The 20,728-nt window shown below is 69.9% G+C and carries 19 protein-coding genes; 8 read left to right on the forward strand and 11 right to left on the reverse strand.

The annotated features are described in order from the left end of the window. The first annotated feature begins 229 nt into the window (after window positions 1-229). Entirely contained in the window at window positions 230-811 is a 582-nt protein-coding gene (locus ALI22I_RS39180; RefSeq protein ID WP_077010629.1) for a YqgE/AlgH family protein, read from the forward strand. A 92-nt stretch (window positions 812-903) separates the two neighbouring features. Here the strand turns inward: ALI22I_RS39180 and ALI22I_RS39185 are convergent, their stop codons facing one another. After that, window positions 904-1,311: an SdpI family protein gene (locus ALI22I_RS39185; protein WP_238598779.1), complete on the reverse strand. Its 408-nt coding sequence runs from the start codon at window positions 1,309-1,311 to the stop codon at window positions 904-906. Window positions 1,312-1,694: 383 nt separating this feature from the next. Here ALI22I_RS39185 and leuS point away from each other — a divergent pair, with 383 nt between their 5' ends. Beyond that, a complete protein-coding gene (gene leuS, locus ALI22I_RS39190; RefSeq protein ID WP_077010630.1) occupies window positions 1,695-4,520 on the forward strand; it encodes a leucine--tRNA ligase in 2,826 nt (941 codons plus the stop codon). 15 nt (window positions 4,521-4,535) lie between these two features. Here the strand turns inward: leuS and ALI22I_RS39195 are convergent, their stop codons facing one another. Both ALI22I_RS39195 and ALI22I_RS39200 read right to left on the reverse strand, forming a co-directional pair. After that, window positions 4,536-5,138, reverse strand: a complete 603-nt coding sequence (locus tag ALI22I_RS39195; RefSeq protein ID WP_083752331.1) for a hypothetical protein — start codon at window positions 5,136-5,138, stop codon at window positions 4,536-4,538. A gap of 169 nt (window positions 5,139-5,307) precedes the next feature. Continuing rightward, entirely contained in the window at window positions 5,308-6,054 is a 747-nt protein-coding gene (locus tag ALI22I_RS39200) for a TetR/AcrR family transcriptional regulator (protein ID WP_077010632.1), read from the reverse strand. A 122-nt stretch (window positions 6,055-6,176) separates the two neighbouring features. On the opposite strand from ALI22I_RS39200, the gene ALI22I_RS39205 reads away from it, so the two are divergent. Next, the gene (locus tag ALI22I_RS39205; RefSeq protein WP_077010633.1) at window positions 6,177-8,276 is read left to right on the forward strand and encodes an MMPL family transporter; all 2,100 of its coding nucleotides are present in this window, start codon (window positions 6,177-6,179) and stop codon (window positions 8,274-8,276) included. On the opposite strand, the gene ALI22I_RS39210 is transcribed toward ALI22I_RS39205, so the two are convergent. After that, window positions 8,273-9,286, reverse strand: a complete 1,014-nt coding sequence (locus ALI22I_RS39210) for a YncE family protein (protein ID WP_077010634.1) — start codon at window positions 9,284-9,286, stop codon at window positions 8,273-8,275. The genes ALI22I_RS39205 and ALI22I_RS39210 overlap by 4 nt on opposite strands. Window positions 9,287-9,552: 266 nt before the next feature. Then, window positions 9,553-11,679, reverse strand: a complete 2,127-nt coding sequence (locus ALI22I_RS39215; RefSeq protein WP_077010635.1) for a DUF2339 domain-containing protein — start codon at window positions 11,677-11,679, stop codon at window positions 9,553-9,555. 97 nt (window positions 11,680-11,776) lie between these two features. Between ALI22I_RS39215 and ALI22I_RS39220 the strand changes: the two genes are divergently transcribed. From ALI22I_RS39220 to ptsP, 3 genes are all read left to right on the forward strand, one after another. After that, the gene (locus ALI22I_RS39220; RefSeq protein ID WP_077010636.1) at window positions 11,777-12,640 is read left to right on the forward strand and encodes a ribokinase; all 864 of its coding nucleotides are present in this window, start codon (window positions 11,777-11,779) and stop codon (window positions 12,638-12,640) included. 102 nt (window positions 12,641-12,742) lie between these two features. Continuing rightward, complete coding sequence (locus ALI22I_RS39225) at window positions 12,743-12,982, forward strand: hypothetical protein (protein WP_077010637.1); 240 nt, start codon at window positions 12,743-12,745, stop codon at window positions 12,980-12,982. A 92-nt stretch (window positions 12,983-13,074) separates the two neighbouring features. After that, a complete protein-coding gene (gene ptsP, locus ALI22I_RS39230; RefSeq protein WP_077010638.1) occupies window positions 13,075-14,706 on the forward strand; it encodes a phosphoenolpyruvate--protein phosphotransferase in 1,632 nt (543 codons plus the stop codon). Window positions 14,707-14,802: 96 nt separating this feature from the next. Here ptsP and ALI22I_RS39235 read toward each other — a convergent pair whose 3' ends face one another. After that, on the reverse strand, window positions 14,803-15,720 hold the full coding sequence (locus ALI22I_RS39235; protein WP_077011159.1) for a LysR family transcriptional regulator: 918 nt from the start codon (window positions 15,718-15,720) through the stop codon (window positions 14,803-14,805). A 164-nt stretch (window positions 15,721-15,884) separates the two neighbouring features. On the opposite strand from ALI22I_RS39235, the gene ALI22I_RS39240 reads away from it, so the two are divergent. Both ALI22I_RS39240 and ALI22I_RS39245 read left to right on the forward strand, forming a co-directional pair. Further along, entirely contained in the window at window positions 15,885-16,637 is a 753-nt protein-coding gene (locus ALI22I_RS39240; protein ID WP_077010639.1) for a class I SAM-dependent methyltransferase, read from the forward strand. Between the two features lie 91 nt (window positions 16,638-16,728). Further along, window positions 16,729-16,914, forward strand: coding sequence for a hypothetical protein (locus ALI22I_RS39245; protein WP_077010640.1), 186 nt, complete (start codon window positions 16,729-16,731; stop codon window positions 16,912-16,914). Window position 16,915: 1 nt separating this feature from the next. Here ALI22I_RS39245 and ALI22I_RS39250 read toward each other — a convergent pair whose 3' ends face one another. The 5 genes from ALI22I_RS39250 to ALI22I_RS39270 all read right to left on the reverse strand — a co-directional run bounded on the left by ALI22I_RS39250 (window position 16,916) and on the right by ALI22I_RS39270 (window position 20,727). Further along, entirely contained in the window at window positions 16,916-18,094 is a 1,179-nt protein-coding gene (locus ALI22I_RS39250) for a glycine C-acetyltransferase (protein WP_077010641.1), read from the reverse strand. Further along, window positions 18,094-19,128 (reverse strand): L-threonine 3-dehydrogenase, encoded by a 1,035-nt coding sequence (tdh, locus tag ALI22I_RS39255; RefSeq protein ID WP_077010642.1) that lies wholly within the window; start codon window positions 19,126-19,128, stop codon window positions 18,094-18,096. Before tdh ends, ALI22I_RS39250 begins: the two co-directional genes overlap by 1 nt. Before the next feature lie 188 nt (window positions 19,129-19,316). After that, entirely contained in the window at window positions 19,317-19,685 is a 369-nt protein-coding gene (locus ALI22I_RS39260) for a GNAT family N-acetyltransferase (protein ID WP_083752332.1), read from the reverse strand. A gap of 131 nt (window positions 19,686-19,816) precedes the next feature. Beyond that, window positions 19,817-20,086, reverse strand: a complete 270-nt coding sequence (locus ALI22I_RS39265) for a type II toxin-antitoxin system TacA family antitoxin (RefSeq protein ID WP_077010643.1) — start codon at window positions 20,084-20,086, stop codon at window positions 19,817-19,819. 71 nt (window positions 20,087-20,157) lie between these two features. Continuing rightward, on the reverse strand, window positions 20,158-20,727 hold the full coding sequence (locus ALI22I_RS39270; protein WP_077010644.1) for a DUF1707 SHOCT-like domain-containing protein: 570 nt from the start codon (window positions 20,725-20,727) through the stop codon (window positions 20,158-20,160). Window position 20,728 lies beyond the last annotated feature (1 nt).

A 20,728-nucleotide genomic window follows, 5' to 3' on the forward strand; every position in this document is an offset into this window, starting at 1 on the left:
TCAACCACGAAGGCCGGACCCGATGGGTCCGGCCTCCCTGGTGCCAGGCGCCCGGTCGCCTCTCGGCGGGTTGCACTACGCGGCTCCAGCCGAACGGTATTCCGCGCAGGCTGTTCAGTGGGCCCGGGGGACTCGATGGCGCCTGACATTCCTTACAACGCACACGGTAGCCCGGATGTTCCGCGCCCGAAGTGCTGTGTCGCCTGGAGCACGGACGTCTTCTGAGATCATGCTTCCTGTGCGCCCTGATGCCGATGTCGAACCGGGTTCGCTGCTGGTAGCGGCACCGAGCCTGACCGACTCCAACTTCCGCCGCACGGTGGTCTACATCATCGACCACCGGGGCGAAGGCACCCTCGGGGTGGTGTTGAACCGGCCCAGCGAGGTCGCGGTCCACGACGTGCTGCCCGCGTGGGGGCCGCACGTGACCCGGCCGCAGGCCGTCTACATCGGAGGGCCGGTGGAGCAGAAGACGGCGCTGTGCCTGGCCGCGCTGCGCACCGGTGAGGATTTGGCTTCACTCGATGGTGTGGTCGGCGTACACGGTCCGGTGGCGTTGGTCGACCTGGACGCGGACCCGGACGCCCTGGTGGCGAAGGTGCGCGGCATGCGCGTGTTCGCGGGCTACTCGGGCTGGGGCGAGGGCCAGTTGGACAACGAGATCGAGCGCGGCGACTGGATCGTGGTGAAGGGCCTGCCCGACGACGTGCTCACCCCGCCGAACGTCGACCTCTGGGGTCGTGTGCTGCGCCGTCAGGGCATGCCGACAGCCCTGTTGGCGACCTTCCCGACCGACATCCGCCGCAACTGAGTTGATGGCCGCTGCTCCGCAGACGGCGGCTCGGTCGCCGGGAAGTCGCGACCTCGCGGACCGGGTTCGGGGTGGGGGTGGGTGCGGGGCGATCAGGCGCGGGTGAGGACGCCGCAGGCGCCGCCGGAGCCGGAGCACGCGCAGCCGCCGCAACCGGCCGGTGCCTGCTCGGGCATCGCCTCGGCGGCCCGGTGGCCCAGGACGCCGCCGGCGCCTGCCACCACCACGCTGCCGATCAGCCCGACGATGCCGATGACCAGCATCAACGCCGGGTTCACCGCTGCTGCGCCGGCCGCCACCAGGGCGATTGCGCCCGCGGCCGCGTTCGGCACGCCGGCGATCTTGTTGGCCAGCGCGAACGTCTCGTCGTCGCGCAGCGTGGCCTTGGTGCGCACGCCGAAGTAGCGGTTGCGGTGCAGTTGGCCCCGCACGCCCAAGAAGCCGATCGTCCCGAAGGCGACGCCGATCAGACCCAGTACCACAGGCAGCACGATGTTCACACGGACGAGGGTAGGCGCGCCTCGCAGGCCGGCCGGAGCCAGCCCGGCCAGATGTGCTCCGCACCATGCCGGGTGATGCAGTTTTCCCAGGTCGAACGTCACCGAAGCGCCGAACCACGCCACCCGATCAAGTGGGGGCGTCGCCGGGCCTGACCACCAGACTCCCGGCCGGCTGAACCGAGGACGTCCGGGTAGGTGGCCGCCGCCGCCACCTACCCGGTGGACCGTGCTGGTACCCTGAGTCCATGAGCACGGCCCGCCTGCTCCTTATCTAGCCGCGCAGACCTCGTCAGCCAGGTCGGCGCGGCAACCCCTCACGCCCCTTGATGGGCTGGGGGGTTTCGTCATGTCAGGGGCAGGTTTCGATGGAGAGGGACATCCCGATGAGCACCGACGCGGCGGACGCCACGCCCGCCTACCGCTACACCGCCGAACTGGCGAACCGGATCGAGCAGCGGTGGCAGCAGCACTGGGAGGAGCACGGGACCTTCCACGCGCCGAACCCGGTCGGGCCGCTCAAGGGTGACGTCCCCGAGGACAAGCTGTTCGTGCAGGACATGTTCCCGTACCCGTCGGGCGCCGGCCTGCACGTCGGTCACCCGTTGGGCTTCATCGGCACGGACGTGTTCGCCCGGTACCACCGGATGAACGGCCGCAACGTGCTGCACACGATGGGCTTCGACGCGTTCGGCCTGCCCGCCGAGCAGTACGCGGTGCAGACCGGCCAGCACCCGCGCAAGACCACCGAGGACAACATGCAGACCTACCTGCGGCAGATCCGCAGGCTGGGCCTGGGCCACGACGAGCGCCGGCGCATCTCCACCATCGACCCGGACTACTACAAGTGGACCCAGTGGATCTTCCTGCAGATCTTCAACTCCTGGTACGACACGACGGCGGGCAAGGCCCGGCCGATCGCGGAGCTGGAGGCGCAGTTCGCCTCGGGTGAGCGGTCCGCTCCGGACCGGCCGTGGGCCGACATGACCGGCCCGGAGCGGCAGAAGCTGCTGGGCCAGTACCGCCTGGCGTACCTGTCCGAGGCGCCGGTGAACTGGTGCCCCGGTCTGGGCACCGTGCTGGCCAACGAGGAGGTCACCGCGGACGGCCGCAGCGAGCGCGGCAACTTCCCGGTGTTCCGGCGTTCGCTGCGCCAGTGGATGATGCGGATCACCGCGTACTCCGACCGCCTGATCGACGACCTGGATCGGCTGGACTGGCCGGAGAAGGTCAAGGCCATGCAGCGCAACTGGATCGGGCGCTCGCACGGCGCGCGGGTCAGGTTCGCGGTCTCGGTCGCGGGTGTTCCGCAGGACGCCGCCGGCGGAGCCGGCAATCAGACAGCAGTGGACATCGAGGTGTTCACCACCCGGCCGGACACGCTGTTCGGCGCGACGTACATGGTGCTGGCGCCCGAGCACCCGCTGGTGGACGTGATCGCGTCCGCCGAGCACGCCGAGGCGATCGCGGCGTACCGGCGCGAGGTGTCCCGCAAGTCCGAACTGGACCGGCAGGAGAACAAGGAGAAGACCGGCGTCTTCACCGGCGCGTACGCCACCAACCCCGTGAACGGCGCGCAGATCCCCGTGTACGTCGCGGACTACGTGCTGATGGGCTACGGCACCGGCGCGATCATGGCGGTGCCGGGCCAGGACCAGCGGGACTGGGACTTCGCCAAGGCGTTCGACCTGCCGATCATCCGGACCGTGCAGCCGCCGGCGGACTTCGACGGCGAGGCGTTCACCGGCGTCGGCCCGGCGATCAACTCCCAGTTCCTGGACGGGCTGGACGTCGCCGAGGCCAAGAAGAAGATCATCGCCTGGCTGGAGGAGCAGGGCCGGGGCGAGGGCACCGTGCAGTTCAAGCTGCGTGACTGGCTGTTCTCCCGGCAGCGGTACTGGGGCGAGCCGTTCCCGATCGTCTACGACGAGGACGGCACGCCGATCGCGGTGCCGGAGTCGATGCTGCCGATCGAGCTGCCCGACGTGGACGACTACTCGCCGCGGACGTTCGAGCCGGAGGACGCGAACTCGGAACCGTCGCCGCCGCTGTCGCGCGCGCAGGAGTGGGTCACCGTCGAGCTGGACCTGGGCGACGGCCCGCGCACGTACCGGCGCGAGACCAACACCATGCCCAACTGGGCGGGTTCGTGCTGGTACCAGCTGCGGTACGTGGACCCGACGGAATCCGAGCGGTTCGCCAACCCGGAGAACGAGCAGTACTGGCTGGGCCCGCGCACGGCCGAGCACGGCCCGTCCGACCCCGGCGGTGTGGACCTGTACATCGGCGGTGTGGAACATGCGGTCCTGCACCTGCTGTACTCGCGGTTCTGGCAGAAGGTGCTGTTCGACCTGGGGCACGTGTCCGCCGACGAGCCGTACCGGCGGCTGTTCAACCAGGGCTACATCGAGGCGTACGCCTACACCGACGCGCGCGGCAGCTACGTGCCGGCCGAGCAGGTGGAGGAGCGCGACGGCAAGTACTTCTTCGAGGGCGAAGAGGTGCGTCGCGAGTACGGCAAGATGGGCAAGAGCCTGAAGAACGTCGTCACGCCGGACGACATGTGCGAGAAGTACGGCGCGGACACGTTCCGGCTGTACGAGATGTCGATGGGTCCGATGGACGTCTCGCGGCCGTGGGCGACGAAGGACGTCGTCGGCGCGCAGCGGTTCCTGCAGCGGCTGTGGCGCAACCTGGTCGACGAGACCACGGGCGAGCTGCGCGTCACCGATGTGGAGCCGGGTGAGGAAGCGCTGCGGCTGCTGCACAAGACGATCGCGGGCGTGCACGACGACTACGCGAACCTGCGCTACAACACGGCGGGCGCGAAGCTGATCGAGCTGAACAACCACGTCACCAAGCACTTCCCCGGTGGCGCGCCGCGCGTGCTGGCCGAGCCGATGGTGCTGATGCTGGCGCCGTTGAGCCCGCACGTCGCCGAGGAGCTGTGGTCGAAGCTGGGCCGCACGGAGTCCCTGGCCCACGGCCCGTTCCCGAAGGCGGACGAGAAGTACCTGGTCGAGGACACCGTGCAGTACCCGATCCAGGTCAACGGCAAGGTGAAGGCGCGCGTGGTGGTGCCCGCGTCGGCGACGGCGGACGAGGTCGAGGCCGCGGCGCTGGCCGACGAGAAGGTGGCCGAGCTGCTGAACGGCGGCAAACCGCGCAAGGTGATCGTGGTGCCGGGCCGGCTGGTCAACGTGGTGCTGTAAGCGGTTTCGCGGAGTTCACGGACGGGGCAACTGGGCGGCCACTTCGGTCACCGCGTCGAGCAGTTCCGGCTCGACGTGCCCGGTTGTCCGTTCGGACTCGGCGATGGTGATCGTGGTGTCCTTGGTCTCCGACCAGTAGTGCTGCGCGGTGAACTGGACGTCCGCCACGCCGACCACGCCGCCGGGCAGCGGTTTCACGTCGCCGGAGCCGTCGATGCTGATCAGCCGGTCGAACTGCCGCGCCTGGTTGCGTCCCGGGAACGTCACCCACACCACGGACACCACGGCCGCGTTGCCGGCTTTGTCGCCGACGGCCAGCAGCAGGCGGTCCAGTGAGGTGCACGGCATCTGGGCGAAGAAGTCCCGCACTTGGCCGAACGAGTTGTTCAGGCAGTCGAGTTCCTGTTTGAGCGCCTGCTTGGTGATCGCGACACCCAGATGGGTCATCGCGCGTTCGGTGTCACCACCGCGCGCCGCGCGCTTGGCGTCCCACTTGCGCACGCTGACGCTCTCCACCGGCGCCGCGCCGCCGCCTCCGCTCGCGCCCGAGTTCAGCGCCGCGCCACCCGCGCCGCCCGCCCCCGCGAGGACGACCAGCACCGCGGCGACGAACGCCACGCCCCCGGATCCCTTGTCGGAACCGCCTGTCCTCCGTGCCACCATCCCCCCGCCCCGAGACGTCCTCGTCGTGCGGACCACTCATGCAACCCCGATCCCGGGGCCGTAGTTGCGGTGTGCAGGCGAAAAGCCCTCGAACGGCCCATCAGGTCTGCCCGGAAGTCGCATCTCACGGTTGCTGAGAGAGACCCATCCCGCCCATGATCTCCGCCAGCATGGAGTCGAACAGCGGCTCCGGGTTGGTCACCGCGAACGGGAAACGGCCGAACACCTCCAAGGCCACGTGGCCGTAGATGCGCACCCACGACTGCGTGATGTGGTAGACCGCGCCGAGCGTCAGCACCTGTTCGTCGACCTCGACCCCGCGGGCGTTGACGGTGGCGAGCAGGATCCGCTGGAACGCCTTGAGGTCGGCGTGCAGGCCCTCCGGCACGTTCTGGCCGATCTCGTCCGGCAACGGGTGGCCGACGATCAACCGGCCCGCGACCTCCAGGAACACCCGGCCGAACTGGTCGCCGACCTGGCTGTGGTCCTCGTTCGGGCCGCACCGCCCGAGGGCGTCCTCCGTGGACGCGAACACCAGGGTGAACTCCTGCGGGTGGGCGAGTGCCCAGCGCCGGAAGCCCCGGCACACCACGAAGACCTGCGCGCTGATGTCGTCCTCGGCGATGCCCTGGAGCTTGGTGTTCAACTCGGCGGCGAGGTCGGTGCAGATGTCCTCGGCGAGCTTGCGGAGCAGGTCCTCGCGCGAGTCGTAGTACCGGTAGAGCGCCGGGGCGGTGATGCCGAGTTCACGCGCGATCGCACGCAGAGTCACGGCGTCCCGGCCATGCTCCACGAGCAGGGCGCGGGCCTGTCGCCGAATGTCACGCTCGGTCTCAGCGCGTAGCCGTTCTCGGCGGGTGGCCTCGGTCATATGTCACCCAATCAGGTTGTAAACGGTGTTCACCGGGGTATAACTTCTGGGCAGGTCAGTGAACGGTGTTTACGAAGTTGACGCCATTCACGCAACGGTAACCCATCAGCTCAGGAGGACGCGTGTTCGCGAAGTGGGGATCGCTGGCGTACCGCCGCAGGTGGGTGGTGTTGATCGCGACGGTGGCCCTGGCGGTGGTCGGCGGCATCTGGGGTCTCGGCGTGTTCGACCGCCTCAGCCAGGGCGGGTACGAAGCGCCCACCAGCGAGGCCGCGCGGGCCAACGAAGTCGCGCAGGACGCGTTCGGCCGGCAGGGCGGTGACGTCCTCGTCGTCTACAACACCAGCGAGCCCACCGAGCTCCAGAAGATCACCGACCAGCTGGCCGGTCTGCCGACCGACGCCGTGCTGAAGGTGACGCCGCCGATCCCCGCGGCCGAGGGCGGCAAGTCGCTCGTGGTGATCACGCTGCGCTCGGGTGACTCGAACACGCAGATCAAGCAGTACGAGCAGTTCATCGACCAACTGCCGGTCGACGGGCTGGAATCGCAGGTCGGCGGCCTGGTGCCGACCCAGAAGGCGATCTCCGACATGTCCGCCTCCGACCTCACCAAGGCCGAGGCCGTCTCGCTGCCGATCGTGCTCATCCTGCTGATCGTCATCTTCGGCGGCCTGGTCGCGGCGTCACTGCCGGTCATCGTCGGCGGCCTGGCGATCATGGGTTCGCTGGGCGTGCTGCACGCCGTCTCGCTGGTCGCCGACGTGAACTCGTTCGCCGTCAACGTGGCCAGCCTGCTCGGCCTCGGCATGGCGATCGACTACGGCCTGTTCATGGTCGGCCGGTTCCGCGAGGAGTTGGCCGCGGGCCGCAACACGCCTGACGCCGTGCGCCGGACGGTCATGTCGGCCGGGCGCACCGTGGTGTTCTCCGCGACCATGCTGGTGATCGCGCTCGCCGGGCTGCTGCTGTTCCCGCAGGGCTTCCTCAAGTCCCTCAGCTACGGCGGCATGTCCGCGGTGGCGATCGCGGCGGTCGTGTCGCTGACCCTGCTGCCCGCGCTGCTGGCCATCCTCGGCCACCGCGTGGACAAGCTCGCCATGCCGTGGCGCAAGAAGAAGGCGCTGTCCGAAGACGGCTGGCGCCGGCTGGCCTGCCGGGTGATGAAGCGCCCGGTGCTGATCGCGCTGCCGATCGTGCTGCTCCTGCTCGCGCTCGGCTCGCCGTTCCTGGGCGTGAAGTTCGGCGAGGTCACCGAGAAGGTGCTGCCGGAGGGCAACCCCGCGCGCGTCGCCGCCGAGACGATCAACTCCGACTTCGCCGCGCTGTCCAACTCCGGCCTGAAGATCGTGGTGACCGGCAACCCGTCGCAGGCCGACGTGCAGGAGTTCATCGGCGAGGTGAGCGCGGTGCCCGGCGTCGGCGACGCGCAGCTCGGGGCCGAACCCGCCAACGGCGTCTGGCTGATCAACGCCGGACTCGACCAGGACCCGTTGAGCGACGAGTCGAAGCAGGCGCTGCGGGACGTGCGCGCGTTGGCCGGACCCGGTGACGACGTGCTCGTCGGCGGCAGCACGGCGATGGTGTCCGACAGCCTCGACGCCATCGGCGAGATGCTGCCGTGGATGATCCTGCTGCTGGTCGGCGCGACGTTCGTGCTGATGTTCCTGGCGTTCGGGTCGGTGCTGCTGCCGATCAAGGCCGTCGTGATGAGCGCGCTGAGCCTGTCCGCCACGTTCGGCGTGCTGGTGTGGGTGTTCCAGGACGGCCACGGCGCGTCGCTGCTCGGCGTCACGCCCGCGCCGCTGGAGTCCGGGATCGTGGTGCTGATGGCGGCCGTGGTGTTCGGGCTGTCCACGGACTACGAGGTGTTCCTGCTGTCCCGGATGGTGGAGGCACGCGGTCGCGGCGCGTCGACGGAGGAAGCGGTGTCCGCCGGTCTGGCGAAAACCGGACGGGTGATCACGGCGGCGGCGCTGTTGCTGATCGTGGTGACCGGCGCGTTCGCGTTCTCGCAGATCACGATGATGCGGTTCGTCGGCGTGGGCATGATCCTGGCGCTCGCGCTGGACGCCACCGTGGTGCGGATGCTGCTGGTGCCCGCCGTGATGAGGATGCTCGGCGACGCCGCGTGGTGGGCGCCGGGTCCGCTGCGGCGCATCCAGGAGCGGATCGCGATCCACGAAGAAGCGCCGGACGACGAGAAGGTGCCGCAACACGCCTAGGGCCGATCGGGAGGTTCGAACGCGATGGCCGTGGCCGCGAAGCCGCGGCCATCGACGTCCAGGCCGCTCAACTGGAACGTGGTCAGCACCTCGTTGTCCGCGCTGTCCAGCACGGTCGTGGTGTTGCCGGTGGCCAGGAACACGCGGCGGTCGCCGGGCGCTATGGCCAGGGTCTTGGCCCGGAACGGCAGGGTCTTGGTGGTGCGGGTCGTCGTGTCGAGCACGGCGACTTTGCGGTGGAGGGCGACGTAGACGTGCCGCCCGTCCGGGGTCACCGCGATGCTGCCCGCGCCCTTGCCGACCGGCGCCGACCAGCGGACCTGGTTGGTGTGCGGGTCGATCACCGAGACCGTGCCGGTGCCCTCTTGCAGGTCGAGCGAGCTCACGTAGACCGCGTTGCCGTCCGGGCTGACCGTGACGTGCTGCGGCAGGCCGCCGACGTCGATGGCGGTCACCGGGCCGGCGGGCGCGGTGTTGAGCACGCTGACCGTGCCGTCCTGGGCGTTGGCCACGTACAGGCGACTCCCGTCGGGGGTGATCGCGATGCCCTGCGGCTGACCACCCGTCCGGATCACCGCGACCATGCGGAACGTCGCCGGATCCACCACGGCCACCGCGCCGCTGCCGGTGACGTAGAGGCGTTCGCCGTCCGGGCGCAGCACGGCCTGGGCGAGTTGCGCGCCCGCGTGGATGCGGCCCACGACCTTGCCCGACGCCGGCTCGACCGCCGTGATGACGCCCGCCCAGCCGTTGACCACGTACACCCGGCGGCCGTCCGGACCGACCGCCGCGCCCGTGGTCCACGCACCGGTGTTCGCGGTGGAGACGACCGCGCCGTCGGACGTGTCGAGGACCTGCATGCCGCCGCTGTGCGCGATCACGTACGCCCTGGGTGCGGGGGTGCCTGCGGTCGTGATGACGTGCGATCGCGACTGGCTCGCGGTGGAGAGTGCGGCGGCGGCGAGGAGCGTGGCGGTGCCGAGAGCTGCGGTGCGTCGTCGTCCCCACATGGCTGGATGGGAACACCGCCGCTCGGTCGGGTCCAGCTTCGTCCTACGGACGAGTGTCGTTTGTGCCGGACCGGGTGATTGTTGTCCGGCTGCCGCCCGCGACGGCGGAACGGGCGGCAGCGGGGCTGTGCGCCCGGCGCCGGTCGCTCGGGGGGCGAAACGACCGACGCCGGACTCCTACCGGTGCAGAGCACCGGAGGTCGTACCCCGACGACGTAGAACTACCACCAGATTGAACCAGTCCGGGCGGTTTTGGATCCCGAGAGCTACGAATCAGCCGAAATTCGTCGAGTTGCCACCAACTTGGCGTAACGAGTACCCGCCGTCAGGAGGACGAGTCCCGCTCCGATGAACGCGAGGACCCTCGCGATACCGTCCAACGCGGCCATGTCGAACAGCAACAACTTCGCCACCGCCGCCCCTACCAGCACCAATCCGGCCACCCGCAGGGATTTCCGGTCGATGCCGCGCACCAGCAGCACCAGTGCGGCGACCGTCCACGACACCGTCACGATCGAGTGACCGAAGAGGAACCCGGTCACATCCTGCGACACCAACAGCGCTCCGCACAGCACCACACCGGCCGCCGCGTACAGCAGGATGACCCCGCCCACGATCCACGGGAACGGGTGCCTGCCAAGCACGTGCAGGCTCGTCGCCACCCACGGCAGCACGACCATCAGCACACCGAGGACCAGCGCGGTCAGCATCCCGGACACCAGGAACCCGGTGGTGTCCACGCGCCACGGTGCGTCCAGCAACAATCGCGGCGGCACCGCGGAAGCGACCGCGAGCAGGAAACCGATGCCACCGAACACAGCGGACCCGAGCAGCGGACCACGTGAGGCGAGAACCTTCGCCAGGAACGCCAACAACAAAGCTTCGGCCAAAACCACCGCGGCACGCGTGCTGCCGTCCAAGCCCAGCGCGGTCGCTTGGAACAACGCGAAGACACCGACAGCGCCAACCGCCGCGCTGAAGTTCTTCGGCAACGCCTTCCGCCCGGCCGCCCACAACGCCAGCATCATCACCGCGATCGCACCGGCGACAGCGGCACCGAGGTAGCGCTCCAGGACGGCAGTGGTGAGCAGAGCCGGCATCGGCGAACCGACGGCGAGCGCGAGCGCGGTGACGTCACCCGGCCGAACCCTCGTCGTGAGAACTGCGGCGGCCACACCGATCACGGCGGACAGCAACGAGATCCCGGCCAGCACGTATTCGTCGTCAGTGCGCCCGATGACCAGAATCGTGGCCAGCAACGGCGGAACGCCCGCGGTGACCGCCAACCACGGCCAGTCGCGCTTGAGGTGCACCGGACTCGCCGCGATCTTCAGGACCAGCAGGAACGCGACGAGCAGCGGCGTGAACCCTTGAGTGAGGACGGGAGCGCACACGGCACACGCGGCCACCACCCCGATCGCGAGGATGTCCGAATCCCACCGCAACGCGAGCAGCAGACCACCGCCCGCGATGACCAGACCGGCAGTGAGCCCGCCACCCGCAGGCAGGTACTCGTAGATCGAGGTCGCCGCGATGACGTCCAGGTAGAGCACCGCGATACCGGTGGCGGCGAGTGCGAACGCACCCGTGCGGCCGGCCGGCGTGCGGTGCAGCCACAGGCCGAGACCGACCAGCACACCACCCAGCGCGGCGCCACCGATGACGCGGGGCAACGGGCCGAGGTAACCGCGTTGAACGGCGAGGACGAGCAGCAGCACGACACCGAGCAGCGTGACCGCACCACCGACCCAGGCCAGCAACTTGCTCCCCGCGCCGTCCTTGCCGAGGCGGTCGAAGAGGGAGTGCCGGGGCGGCGGCGGAGGGCCGGGCGTCCAGTAGGGGGCGGGCGCGCCCCAGCCAGGGCTGCCCTGAGGTGCGGTGTGCGCGGCGGCTTGCGGGCCCAGGCCGGTGCCCTGACCTGCGGTGTACGCGGTCGAGCCGGTCGGTTGGGCTGCGGTTTGTCCGGTCGAGCTAGTGGGCTGACCTGCGGTGTAGGCCGTGGAGCCGGCGGGTTGGGCTGGGGTTTGCGGGATCGGGCCGGTTGACTGGGCGGTGGCGGCGTACGTGGTGGCGGTGGCACCGGACTGGGCTGGGGCTGGTGGGGCTTGCCGGACGGCCTCGGTGTGCTGAGCTGCGGTCGGTCCAGGCGCGCCGCCGGCGGTGCTCATTGCTGTTGAGCCGGCCGCCGTCGAGCCGGCCGTCGAGGCCGCCGTACTGGTGGCTGCGGTACCGGTGGGGGTCGGTTTCGGCGAGGTCGCCACGGCCTGCGCGGTACCTGCGGCACCCGCCGTACCCACTCGGTGCAGTTCCTGTCCCACCGCCTCCAAGCGGCGGCCGAGGTGGCCGAGTTCGTCTGCCAGCCTTATCAGGGGGTCCTGCCCAGTCCCGGTCATGTGACCAGAGTCGCCCGAATCCGCTGTATCCGGAATCCGTACCTCTACTCAGGCCGGGTACCGAACCGGTAACGCCGCGACCTGGCAGAGTTTCCCCGTGACGGTTTTCGTGCTCGGTTCGGCCAACGCCGACCTCGTCGTGTCGGTGCCGCGTCGCCCCGCCGGCGGTGAAACGGTGCTCGGCGGTGACACGGTCGTCCTGCCCGGCGGCAAGGGCGCCAACACGGCCGTTGCCGCCGCCCGGCTCGGCGCTTCGGTCGCGTTCGTCGGCGCGGTGGGCGCGGACCAGTACGGGGAGCTGCTGCTGGGCTCGTTGTCGTCGTCGGGTGTGCGGACCGAGTTCGTGCGCACCTCGTCCCGACCCACCGGCCTCGCCTACATCACCGTGACCCCGGACGGGGAGAACTCGATCGTCGTCGCCCCCGGCGCGAACTCGGACCTCGCTCCGTCCGATGTGGACGCGCTGACCTGGGACGACGTGTCGGTGCTGGTGTGTTCGCTCGAAGTGCCCGTGCCGACAGTGGCCCACGCCGTGCGGACGGCCGCATCCCGTGGCGTGCGGCCGGTGCTGAACCTGTCACCGGTGGTCGAGGTGTCGGCGGAGACGTTGGCCTTGCTGGACCCGCTGATCGTGAACGAGCACGAGGCGGCGTCGCTGGCCCCGTCGTTCGAAGGCCTGCTGGACCTGGGACCCCGGTCCGCCGTGGTCACGTTGGGCGCACGCGGTGCGGCCGTGGTCACGCCGTCCGGTGTGGTGGAAGTGGCCGCGCCCGAGGTGTCCGTTGTGGACACCACGGGCGCCGGTGACGCGTTCGCGGGCGCGTTGGCGTTCGGCCTGTCGTCCGGCTCGTCGCTGGTGGATGCGGCCGAGTTCGCCGCACGGGTGGCCGCGCTGTCGGTGACGTCGGCCGGCGCGCAGCCGTCGTACCCGACGCTGGAGCAGGTGCGGAAAACCAGGTGAACCGCCGTCGCGAAACCGGGACCATCGTGCCGCGGAAGGAATCGGCGGCAACAGGCTGATCTGGACCGAGAGGCCGGGTCGGGTGCACCTTGGGTCGACCTGGTGCTCCTGCTGCCGTCCCTGGCGATGCAGGGCGGACCCGCCCCCGAGGACGTCTGGCGGTCATCGCCGTTGGCGCGCGGTGCTGACCCGGACGCGGTGACGGCGGTCGCCGCCGCGAGTGCCGGGTACTTCGTGCACTCGTCGCTGTTGCCGCCACCGCCGGAGCTGCCGACGTTGCGGGCGTTCCAGGCGGCGCAGGCGGTGCCGGCTTTGCGGTGGTTGCGTGACCGGATCGGCTGAGCCGATGTGGCGGCGCTCGGGGTAGCGGATTCGGCCGGAGTGGCGTTGGCTTGTTCTTACCTACCGACGACCTGGAGGGTATGGTCTAGACCATGTCGAGCGAGCGGCTGAGCGGTGTCGGGGTGAGTTCCGGTCGGGCTTCCGGTCCGGTGGTCCGGGTGGCCGAGCCCCTGGGAGAACCACAGGCGGTGCCCTCCCCCGCCGACCCGGCGGCCGAGGCCGCACGGATCAGGCCCGCCGCCGAGGTGGTCGTGGCCCGGCTGAACGCCCGCGCCGCCGCGGTCACCGGTGACGCCAAGGACGTCCTGGAGACGACCGCCGCGATGGCGGCCGACCCGGCGCTGTTGTCCCAGGCAGAGAAGCTGGTGACGTCCGACTCGCTACCCGCCGCACGGGCCGTGCACCAGGCCGCCGCCGGTTTCATCTCCGCCCTGGAAGCCGCCGGCGGCTACATGGCCGAACGCGCCCGCGACGTGCGTGACGTGCGGGACCGCCTGATCGCCGAACTGCTCGGCGTCCCCGCGCCCGGCGTGCCCGAGTTGACCTCGCCGTCGGTTCTGGTGGCACGAGACCTCGCACCCGCCGACACCGCCGGACTCGACCCGACCAAGGTGTTGGCCCTGGTCACCGAGGAAGGCGGCCCCACCTCGCACACCGCGATCCTGGCCCGCTCGCTCGGCATCCCGGCCGTGGTCGCGTGCCGCGGCGTGCTGGACCTGGACGTGTCGGCGCTGCTCGTGGACGGTGACACCGGCGTAGTGCAGGCGTCCGACGGAACGGTCCGCGCCGCACACGTCGCCGGTCGCGCGTCGTGGAACGGCGTCGGCGTACTGCGCGACGGGTACCGGGTCAAGATCATGGGCAACGTCGGCTCACCCGCCGACGCGGTAGCCGCCGCCGCTGGTGGCGCGGAGGGCGTCGGCCTGTTCCGAACCGAGTTCTGCTTCCTGTCAGCGTCGTCGGAGCCGTCCGTGGACGAGCAGCGCCGGGCGTACGCAGCGGTGCTCGCACCCTTCGCGGGCAAACCCGTGGTGGTGCGAACCCTGGACGCCGGCGCGGACAAGCCCCTGACATTCCTCTCCCCCGAGCCCGAACCCAACCCCGCACTGGGCGTGCGCGGCCTCCGAGTCGCCTTCGACCGCCCGGACGTGCTGGAACGCCAACTCGAAGCAATCGCCCTGGCCGCCGTCGACACCGAGGCCGAGGTATCGGTCATGGCACCCATGGTCGCCACCGCCGCCGAGGCCACGTGGTTCGTGGAACGGGCGCGTGCCGCAGGCCTGCGACGCGCGGGCGTGATGATCGAGATCCCAGCGGCGGCCCTGGTCGCCCGGGAAATCCTCGCCGCAGTCGACTTCGTCTCCATCGGCACCAACGACCTGGCCCAGTACGTCTTCGCGGCCGACCGCCAGGTCGGCGCAGTGGCCGCCCTCAACGACCCGTGGCAACCGGCCCTGCTCCGCCTGATCAAGCTGGTAGGCGACGCCGGCACCGCCCTGGGCAAGCCAGTAGGCGTCTGCGGCGAGGCCGCAGCCGACCCACTACTCGCCTGCGTCCTGATCGGCGTGGGCGTGACAAGCCTGTCGATGAACCACACAGCGTTGGCCGGCGTAGGCGCAAAACTAGCCGCGACCAGCTTCGACCTGTGCCAACTAGCCGCCCGAGGCGCCCTAGCCGCCGCCGACCCAGCCTCAGCAAAACTAGCCGCCCGCGCCCCTCACTAGACCCTGCCTCACTAGACGCTTTCAGCGGGACCGCGCCCACAACGGACCCGCCTCCAGCCCACGAGGCCAGCCTTCGGTGCCCGTAAGGGCCCCATGTCAAATCGAGCCGGACTCAACCCCAGGCCCCACTTCACCCGCCGCCACCCACAGAGCATCGCGCACCAGCCTGATCAAGGGATGCTCCTCACTACCCCGCCGCACCGCCGCGACCACCCGCCGCAACGGCGCCGTGCCGCGTACCGGCACACCCCGCACCGGCACACCCCGTACCGCGTTGCGCGGCACCAAAGCCACCCCCGCGCCGGCCCGCACCAACGCACCGATCGCCCGGAAGTCGTCCGACGTGTGCACGATCCGCGGCGCGAAACCAGCCTGCTCGCAGGCCAACTGCACCACGTCCCGCACCGGATTCCCGGGCAACGTCACCACCCAGTCGTCGTCCGCAAGATCCGCCAGGTCCACATCCGACCGACCAGCCAGCCGATGCTCCGCCGGCAGCACCACGTCAAACGGCTCGGTATAGAGCGGAAACCGGGTCAGCCGCCGATCGTCGGTCCGCAACCGGTACTCCTCCGTGATCGCCAGATCGATCTCACCGTCCAGCAACAGCGGCACGCTGGCGTGCCCCTCCACATCCCGCACCCGTAACGTCACCCCCGGCGCCGACACCCGCAACGCCGCCAACGCCGGCGCCACCACCTGCGTGATCGCCGACGCGAAGCTGCCCACCTCGACCCGTCCGGTGGCCCCCGACGCGAACGCGGCCAACGTCGCCTGCGCCCGCTCCAACTCCGCCGCCACCGCGTTGGCATGCCCGACCAGCAGCTCACCGGCCGCCGTCAACGACACCCGCCGCCCCCGCCGCCGCAGCAGCGAGTGCCCCACCTCCGACTCCAACGCGGCCAACTGCTGCGACACCGCAGACGGCGTGAGGTGCAACGCCCGCGCCGCCGCCGTCACGGTCCCGTGGTCGGCGAGCGCGCGCAGCACCCGGAGCCGTCGTGGGTCGATCACCGGCCAATCCTCACCCAGCAGCAACCCGTCGCGCGCGGTGTACCAGGGATCGTGACCAGCGATCGTGACCAGCGATCGACGGACTGACCCGACGCGCACGTCCCGCGTCCCGGCCTCGGCGTAATGCCGATGCGAGCACCACCAACCCCTGGCACCCTCGCCCCATGCCGACGTTCGAAGACCTCGTCGCCGAAGGCGAAGCCGTCCCCACCGAAGGCTGGGACTTCTCCTGGTTCACCGGTCGTGCGACCGAGCAGCGCCCGTCGTGGGGTTACGCGGGCCTGCTCGCCGACCGGATGGCGAAGGCCGAGGCGGCGCTCGACATCCAGACCGGCGGCGGCGAGGTGCTGGCCACGATCCCAGTCGCTCCGCCGGTCCTGGCCGCGACGGAGTCCTGGCCGCCGAACCTCGACATCGCCCGCCGCACGCTGGCGAAGTTCAACGCCGACGTGCGCGAGCTCGACGACGCGGCACCACTGCCGTTCCCGTCCGACCACTTCGACCTGGTCGTCAGCCGCCACCCGGTGCTGACCCGCTGGGACGAGGTACGCCGAGTCCTGCGCCCGCAAGGCACCTACCTGTCACAACAGGTCGGTGCGGGCTCGGTGCGCGAACTGACCGACGCCATGATGGGCCCGCAGCCGGTGGACCCGAGCCGGAGCCCGATGGTGGTCGTGGCCGAGGCGGAAGCGGCCGGGCTGGAGGTCGTCGACCTGCGCCAGGAAGCCCTCCGGATGGAGTTCTACGACATCGCGGCGGTGGTCCACTTCCTCCGCAAGGTGATCTGGATCGTCCCCGACTTCACCGTGGACGCCTACCGCGACCGCCTGTCCCGGCTGCACGACTTCATCGAGCGACACGGCCCCTTCGTGGCGCACTCCCAGCGATTCCTCATCGAAGCCGTGAAGAAGCCCTAACCGTGCCCACCCACCACCCACCCACCACCCACCGACCTGCCCGCCCGCCCGCCCGAGAAGCGATCACACTGTGCGTGCGGTACCAAGAACCATGCGTTCGATCCGCACCACCGAGTCGGTCATCGCGGGTCTCGGCCTGCTCGTCCTGGTCGTCTTCGGGATCATCGTGCCCAGCATCCGAGCCGGCGGGTTCGAGGTGAACGGCACCGTCGTGTTGCTCTCGATCCTGGTGTCCGCGATCGCGCTCGTGTTCTTCGGCATCTGGGGCAAGAGCTAGCTCACATCCGAGCCCGTGCCACCACGAAAGCGTCCACGGCCCGGTTCACGTCGTCCGTCGAGTGCGCCGCCGACATCTGCGTCCGGATCCTCGCCTTGCCGTGCGGCACGACCGGATAAGAGAAGCCGATCACGTAGATGCCCTGCTCCAGCAGCAGATCAGCCATCCGCGAAGCGAGCGCCGCGTCCCCGATCATCACCGGGATGATCGGGTGCTCACCCGGCAGCAGGTCGAACCCGGCCTCCGTCATCCGCGACCGGAACAGCGCGGTGTTCTCGCGCAGCCGGGTCAACAGCTCGCCGGACGAGCTGAGCAGGTCCAACGCGGCGATCGCGGCGGCCGTGATGGACGGCGCCAGCGAGTTGGAGAACAGGTACGGCCGCGACCGCTGCCGCAGCATCTCCACGATCTCCGCCCGCCCGGACGTGTACCCACCGGAAGCGCCGCCCAGCGCCTTGCCGAGCGTGCCGGTGACGATGTCCACCCGGTCCTGCACCCCGAACAGCTCCGGCGTGCCGCGCCCGTTCGGCCCGGTGAAGCCGACCGCGTGCGAGTCGTCCACCATCACCAGCGCGTCGTACCGGTCGGCCAGGTCGCAGATCTCGTCCAACGGCGCCAGGTAGCCGTCCATGGAGAACACGCCGTCGGTCGCGATCAGCCGGTACCGGGCGTCGGCGGCGTCCTTGAGCTGCCGCTCCAGGTCGTCCATGTCCCGGTTCTTGTACCGGTACCTGCGCGCCTTCGACAGCCGCACGCCGTCGATGATCGACGCGTGGTTCAGCTCGTCGGAGATGATCGCGTCGTCGGCGCCGAGCAGGGTCTCGAACAGACCGCCGTTGGCGTCGAAGCACGAGCTGTAGAGGATCGTGTCGTCGGTGCCCAGGAACTCCGAGAGCCGCTTCTCCAGCTCCTTGTGCGGCTCCTGCGTCCCGCAGATGAACCGCACCGACGCCATGCCGAAGCCCCACCGGTCCAACGCCTCGTGGGCCGCCTGCACCAACCGCGGGTGGTCGGCCAGGCCCAGGTAGTTGTTGGCGCAGAAGTTCAGCACCTCGTCGCCCGAACCCACCCGGACGGCGGCGTTCTGCGGCGTGCCGATCACCCGTTCCGCCTTGTAGAGGCCGGCCGAGCGGATCTCGTCCAGGCCGGTCCGCAGGTCCTCGCGCATCGCGCCGTACATCAGTGAGCTCCCGTCCAGTCGAGGATGACCTTGCCGCACTTGCCCTCGCGAGCCGTCGCGAACGCCTGGTCGAAGGCGGTGTAGTCGAACCGGTGCGTGATCACCGGCGTCAGGTCGAGACCGCGTTGCAGCAGCACCGACATCGAGTACCAGGTCTCGAACATCTCCCGGCCGTAGATGCCCTTGATGTGCAGCATCTTCAGCACGACGCTGCTCCAGTCGACCGCGAACTCCTCGGCGGGCAGCCCGAGCACGGCGATCCGACCGCCGTGGGCCATGTTGCCGATCATCTCCTGCAACGCGATCGGCTTGCCGGACATCTCCATGCCGATGTCGAAGCCCTCGGACATGCCCAGTTCGGACTGGGCCTCGGAGATGGTGCGCTCGGAGACGTTCAACGCGAGGTCCACGCCGACCTTGCGGGCCAGCTCCAGCCGGTGCTCGCTCACGTCGGTGATGGCGACGTTGCGCGCGCCGGCGTGCTTGGCCACGGCCGCCGCCATGATCCCGATCGGGCCCGCGCCGGTGATCAGCACGTCCTCGCCGATGACCGGGAACGACAGCGCGGTGTGCACGGCGTTGCCGAACGGGTCGAAGATCGCCGCCACGTCCAGGTCGACCGGCGCGCGGTGCACCCAGGCGTTCTGCTCGGGCAGCACCACGTACTGCGCGAACGCCCCGTCGTTGTGCACGCCCAGGCCGCGTGTGTTGGCGCACAGGTGCCGCCGGCCTGCCTTGCAGTTGCGACACGTCCCGCACACCAGGTGGCCCTCGCCGCTGACCAGGTCGCCGACCTTCACCCCGGTCACCGAGGCGCCGATCTCCACGACCTCGCCGACGAACTCGTGCCCGAGCACCAGCGGCGCGTGGATGTTGTGCGCGGCCCACTCGTCCCACGAGTCGATGTGCAGGTCCGTGCCGCAGATACCGGTCCGCAGCACCCGGACCACGACGTCACCGGGACCCGGGGTGGGGTCCGGAACGTCGGTCAACGACAGTCCCGGCCCCGCGGTCGCCTTGACCAGTGCCTTCATGCCGGCGAGTGTGCTCCTGGTCGACTTGTGCAGTCCATCAGGACTTTCTGAATTCACTCGTAAGGTCAGCTTCACAGGATTGTGGCACTGCCATCGAACTGCTCGACGAAGATGGCCTGGAAGGCCTGAACCTGCGCGGCCTGGGCACACGGCTCGACGGCCTCGAAGCCCGCCTCGCGACCTGGGGACTACAGGTCGAGAGCCTTGCGCAGCGTGGCGACCTTCACCACCAGCCGCAGCGGGTTGTCCACTACCGGCTTGAACTCGTGCTTGCGGTAGAACGCCGCCGCATGATCGTCGATGGCGTCGACCACGAGCAGACGTCCGGACGCCTTCTCGGCGGCCTCGACCACCGTCCTCATGGCGTCGCGAAGGAGTTCGGCACCGAGTCCTCCGCCGTGCAGGGTCTGGTCAAGGGCCAGCTTCGTCAACAGATACCCCGGCACCGCCGTGCTGAGCCCTCCCGCGAGATTCGTCGTCAGCTCGGTTCTGGCGAGCAAGTGCGGGACGATCGCGTAATAGGCCACCACGCGGTCGTTGCCCAGGGGCGTCCACACGTAAGTGCGTCCTGTGCCGCGGGCGATCGCATGGGCGGCGTGGCCCCTGAGCCAGTCATTGAGTTCCGGAACACCGCAGTCGAACTCGGCCAGGTCATGGAGCGGGGCAAGAGCGGAGGATGCCCAGTCGATCACCTGCGTACGACCCTCGACGGCCGCTTGGCGAGCCTTGCCAGCTCAGGGGCCTCATCAGGCACGTCCAAGGCCGCCATCAGTTCATCGAACTGCTCAGCCGGCATGAACGTCACGTCAGCCGCCCCCAGTACTTTGTCCGCAGCGGCGATCGACGCCTCCGCCACAAAGGAGCTGGTCGACTGCCGTGTCAACGCCGCGGCCCGCTCCAGCCGCGCTTTGATCGCGGGGTCGAGCCGGAGTTCGAGGCGAGCGTCTTTGGCGGGCATGTCCGCGACTGTACGGCAGTTTGTCCGTACATAGCGAAGACAATGCTGATCAACCACTCGATGGTGTGCCGTCACGCGTGCCGGAACCAGCGCGCCTTCTTCTTGATCTCCACCGACCCGGCCCGCACCGCGCCGTGCACCACGAAGTGCGGACGCCCGTTCGCGCCCGACCCCACCTTGTCCTTCAGGCTGCTCGCGGCCAGCTCTACGCCCTCGGCGTTGACCGTCGCGCCGTCCGGCAGCACCAGCTTCACCGACCCGGCCGTCACGTCCAGCTCGATGTCCACCACCTCGTGCGCGATGGAGGCCTCGCGGAAGTCCAACTCCGTCGAGCCCATCCGGCTGTGCACCACGAGCTGCCGGGGCACCGTCCAGTTGCCCTTGCGGTTGATCGTCGACATGGTGGCCTTCAGCTCCTGCCGGTCCTGCGGCACGAGCACGGCCTGCTCGTTGTGCACCATGCCCGGCAGGTCCAGCAGCACGGCGTTGAGCTGGCCGCGGGTGCGTGCGGCCAGGGCCGTGTCGGTGCGCTCGGTGAACTCGTCCAACGTGATCAGCCCGCGGCCGATCGCCTTCTGCAAGAGCCCGACGACGTGTTCCCGCTCCGCGTCGGACACCCGGAAGTCCTTGGGGTCGGTCATG

Source organism: Saccharothrix sp. ALI-22-I (assembly GCF_001984175.1).
Classification (GTDB): Bacteria; Actinomycetota; Actinomycetes; order Mycobacteriales; family Pseudonocardiaceae; genus Actinosynnema.

Bases quoted from the DNA above. Each gene is read 5' to 3' on its own strand.
- ALI22I_RS39250 (WP_077010641.1), bottom strand. From the start codon at position 18,094: ATGTACGGCGCGATGCGCGAGGACCTGCGGACCGGCCTGGACGAGATC.
- tdh (WP_077010642.1), bottom strand. From the start codon at position 19,128: ATGAAGGCACTGGTCAAGGCGACCGCGGGGCCGGGACTGTCGTTGACC.
- leuS (WP_077010630.1), top strand. From the start codon at position 1,695: ATGAGCACCGACGCGGCGGACGCCACGCCCGCCTACCGCTACACCGCC.
- ALI22I_RS39265 (WP_077010643.1), bottom strand. From the start codon at position 20,086: ATGCCCGCCAAAGACGCTCGCCTCGAACTCCGGCTCGACCCCGCGATC.
- ALI22I_RS39200 (WP_077010632.1), bottom strand. From the start codon at position 6,054: ATGACCGAGGCCACCCGCCGAGAACGGCTACGCGCTGAGACCGAGCGT.
- ALI22I_RS39215 (WP_077010635.1), bottom strand. From the start codon at position 11,679: ATGACCGGGACTGGGCAGGACCCCCTGATAAGGCTGGCAGACGAACTC.
- ALI22I_RS39245 (WP_077010640.1), top strand. From the start codon at position 16,729: ATGCGTTCGATCCGCACCACCGAGTCGGTCATCGCGGGTCTCGGCCTG.
- ptsP (WP_077010638.1), top strand. From the start codon at position 13,075: ATGTCGAGCGAGCGGCTGAGCGGTGTCGGGGTGAGTTCCGGTCGGGCT.
- ALI22I_RS39240 (WP_077010639.1), top strand. From the start codon at position 15,885: ATGCCGACGTTCGAAGACCTCGTCGCCGAAGGCGAAGCCGTCCCCACC.
- ALI22I_RS39270 (WP_077010644.1), bottom strand. From the start codon at position 20,727: ATGACCGACCCCAAGGACTTCCGGGTGTCCGACGCGGAGCGGGAACAC.
- ALI22I_RS39210 (WP_077010634.1), bottom strand. From the start codon at position 9,286: ATGTGGGGACGACGACGCACCGCAGCTCTCGGCACCGCCACGCTCCTC.
- ALI22I_RS39180 (WP_077010629.1), top strand. From the start codon at position 230: ATGCTTCCTGTGCGCCCTGATGCCGATGTCGAACCGGGTTCGCTGCTG.